The sequence below is a fragment of the Vibrio sp. V39_P1S14PM300 genome, assembly GCF_009904765.1.
Taxonomy (GTDB): Bacteria; Pseudomonadota; Gammaproteobacteria; order Enterobacterales; family Vibrionaceae; genus Vibrio; species Vibrio proteolyticus.
This window is the reverse complement of sequence record NZ_WXWP01000073.1, coordinates 1-3440: the sequence shown is the minus strand read 5'-3', so window position 1 is coordinate 3440 and position 3440 is coordinate 1. Positions and strand designations below refer to the sequence as shown.

Sequence of the window (3440 nt, the reverse complement as noted above, 5' to 3'; positions counted from 1 at the left end):
TCTTGTTGTTTCCACATACGTAAAGGAGACGTTATGACCCCGCTAGTGACCCCTGAATGGTTGGAGACAAGGCTCAATCAACACAATCTGGTGATCCTCGACAGCAGCATTGAGTTTCAGATCCCCGGAGAGTTTGAAAAAGACAAAATCAATCTCATCCCGGGCACCGTCAGATTCGATTACGACAAGGTGTTCTGCGATCCAGATTCGTCACTTCCTCATATGATGCCGTCTGAGTCTCGCTTTAATCAGGAGGCCCGCAAGCTTGGAATAAATAAAGATTCGGTGATCGTTATCTACGATAACAGCGGCACATTTGCGTCTCCAAGAGCTTGGTGGATGTTTCTGGCTATGGGACACCAGGAAGTGTATATCCTCGATGGCGGATTGACCGAATGGAAACGTGCCGGTTTACCTCTGGTTCAGCAGTACCGCATCGCCGAACATCCAGGTAATTTCTCAGGCCAGCTTAACCCAAACTACTTCGTTGATGCCGCCTGCATTCTTAATGAAATTGCCAACCCGGAGAGCTTAACCGTCGATGCTCGTGGACGAGCCCGTTTTAATGCCGAGGTTCCCGAACCAAGGCAAGGCGTTCGGGCGGGTCATATTCCAGCATCGGTCTGCTTACCTTTTGCCGAGTTGATGGACGAACACAAGATCAAATCAGTGGTTGATCTTAAGCCGTTACTTGAACGCGTTTTTGATAAGCCCCAGCAACGTTACTTCTTCAGTTGTGGTTCGGGCGTAACGGCGTGTATCGTAGCTCTGGCCGCCTATCTGTGTGGATATCAGAACCTGGCTGTCTATGACGGCTCCTGGACCGAATGGGGTCAGCGAGCCGAATTACCAATCGAATAGGAAAAGCCCCGTCATTGTGTACGGGGCTTTTTGAATACCGCGACAAACGGCGGCTAAAGCTCTTGCTAACCGCCCTCATCAAAAATGCGGCTAACTGTCGCTTGCCAGGCCGGTCATCTGTTCATCAAGGTTGAGAACTGTTAATGCGTTACTCACGCTGGTTGCAATCACGTCAATTGCCCCCGTACGCAGCGCCCCTAATAGCGCCAGCGGCTTGGTATTCTCTGCGGCAATCGCAATCACTTCAGCAATCGGTCGAAATTCATCGATCCCCAAACCAATCACTCTGTCACTCATAACGGTATCTGCAATCTGGCCGTGGATATCAAAAAAATCATAGCCGGCAAAATCGCCAACCACCCCTTGATGTAAACGTGACTGAACCACCTCTTCCGCAGTAAACCAGCCCAGATCGACCATGTAGCTGTTCTCACTCATGTCACCGATCCCCACCAACGCCATGTCAGCCTTGCGTGCCAGATCCAGCGTCTGCTTGACCGTAGCATTTTGCATGAAAGCGATCTTTTGCTCACGGTTCTCCGCGTAAGCGGGCGCATAGAGAGTTTCAGAGCTGCCGCCATATTTTTTGGCCAACTGGCGACAAATATGGTCAGCGTTAAACATGCCGCCACGTGGGTGAATGCCTCCGATACCACACACAAACTTACAGTCTCGCGGCGTGATCACACCGACATGATGAGCCACCGCAGACACGTTGCGCCCTTGCCCAACCGATACCACCATACCGTTTTTCAGATTACTGGCCAGGTAATTGGAAACCAGTCCGGCAAGTTGAGTACGCTGTTGCTCTTCGCTGGGCTGGTCTAATGCGATCAACGCACGTTTGACCCCAAAACGCTCGACCAGGCGCTGTTCGATTTTGGCGCTGAACACCGGATGGTATTTGACGGTGATCTCGACAATCCCCTCATCACGAGCCTGTTTTAACATCCGTCCGACTTTGGCACGTGAAATGGAGAATTTGCGTGAAATCTCCTCCTGCGTCGCACCATCCTGATAATACGCTACGGCAATTTCGGTCAACAGATCGGTATTTTCTACTGAAATATCCTGATTGGAACTGGTCATATCGGCTCTCACTAAAACGTATCTGTGCAGAATAACTGTCATTGAGCATCTGCTCATTGATGTAGCATATGATACAGTGCATTTTAAATGCAACAAATGCTCATCAGAAAGACAAATTCTCAGCTTAATTTTTTGGTGTTGCAATTCGACAGTAAACCTTACTCTTGCTAGGCAAACGTTTATTTGTGCCTGCACTGTAAACAGGGCAAAAAAATAGTTGATTTATGTCACCGAAAGTCCCATTCATCAATTGACTTTCCGCACAGTTCAGATAAATATGAACACATCATTTACTCAGCAATCGAGCAAATGTTCAAAACAGATGCTCGGTCGCTAAACATTGACGGTTAGCTGGTCATCACATGCTGTTCTCGGTGTATGATTGATTAGCAAATACGCTTGCAAAATGTGCAAACCCGTGTTGGGTTTGTCACCCAGGAAATAGGATGATCGAGATGAGCAACAAGTTAGAACAACTTCGCAAACTAACTACTGTAGTAGCAGACACTGGTGAAATTGACGCAATTAAAAAGTATCAACCAGAAGATGCAACCACAAACCCTTCTCTGGTACTGAAAGCCGCTCAAATCGCAGAGTATGCTCCACTGATCGATCAGGCTATCGAGTACGCGAAATCGCAAAGCAGCGACAAAGCACAACAGGTTCAAGACGCTTGTGACATGCTGGCTGTGAACATCGGTAAAGAAATCCTGAAAACCATCCCTGGCCGTATTTCAACAGAAGTCGACGCTCGTTTGTCTTACGACACAGAAGGCAGCGTGGCAAAAGCTCGTCAGTTGATCAAAATGTACAACGATGCAGGCATCTCAAACGATCGCATCCTAATCAAACTGGCTTCTACCTGGGAAGGCATCCGTGCGGCTGAAGTCCTGGAAAAAGAAGGCATCAACTGTAACCTGACTCTACTGTTCTCATTTGCTCAAGCTCGTGCATGTGCAGAGGCGGGAGTATTCCTGATTTCACCATTCGTTGGTCGTATCATGGACTGGTACAAAGCAAAAGAAGGCCGTGACTTCGAACCTTCAGAAGATCCAGGCGTTCTGTCTGTTACTAAGATCTACGACTACTACAAAGCGTACGGCTACAAAACGGTCGTCATGGGCGCAAGCTTCCGTAACATCGGTGAAATCCTGGAACTGGCCGGCTGTGACCGCCTGACTATCGCTCCTGCTCTGCTTGCTGAACTGGAAGCAGCGGAAGGTGAAGTGGTTGAAAAGCTGGTTGACTCTAAAGGCGCAGAAGAGCGTCCTGCACCAATGACTCACGCTGAGTTCCTATGGGAACACAATCAAGACCCAATGGCGGTTGAGAAGTTGGCGGAAGGTATCCGTAACTTCGCAGTTGACCAGGGCAAACTGGAAGCGATGATCGAAGCGAAACTGTAATCACGCACAAATTCAAATTGGGGAAGCATAAGACTTCCCCTCTTCATTTTTATTTAAATCATTTAATACGGTAATTGTTATGGA

At 48.3% G+C, this 3440-nt stretch carries 3 protein-coding genes; 2 read left to right on the top strand and 1 reads right to left on the bottom strand.

Annotated elements, in window-relative coordinates; all coding sequences use genetic code 11:
* The first annotated feature begins 33 nt into the window (after positions 1-33).
* Complete coding sequence (locus CAG65_RS03585) at positions 34-861, top strand: sulfurtransferase (RefSeq protein WP_161452225.1); 828 nt, start codon at positions 34-36, stop codon at positions 859-861.
* Positions 862-951: 90 nt separating this feature from the next.
* Here CAG65_RS03585 and CAG65_RS03580 read toward each other — a convergent pair whose 3' ends face one another.
* On the bottom strand, positions 952-1950 hold the full coding sequence (locus CAG65_RS03580; protein WP_161452222.1) for a sugar-binding transcriptional regulator: 999 nt from the start codon (positions 1948-1950) through the stop codon (positions 952-954).
* A gap of 455 nt (positions 1951-2405) precedes the next feature.
* Here CAG65_RS03580 and tal point away from each other — a divergent pair, with 455 nt between their 5' ends.
* Complete coding sequence (tal, locus tag CAG65_RS03575; RefSeq protein ID WP_021705391.1) at positions 2406-3356, top strand: transaldolase; 951 nt, start codon at positions 2406-2408, stop codon at positions 3354-3356.
* The last annotated feature ends 84 nt before the right edge of the window (positions 3357-3440 follow it).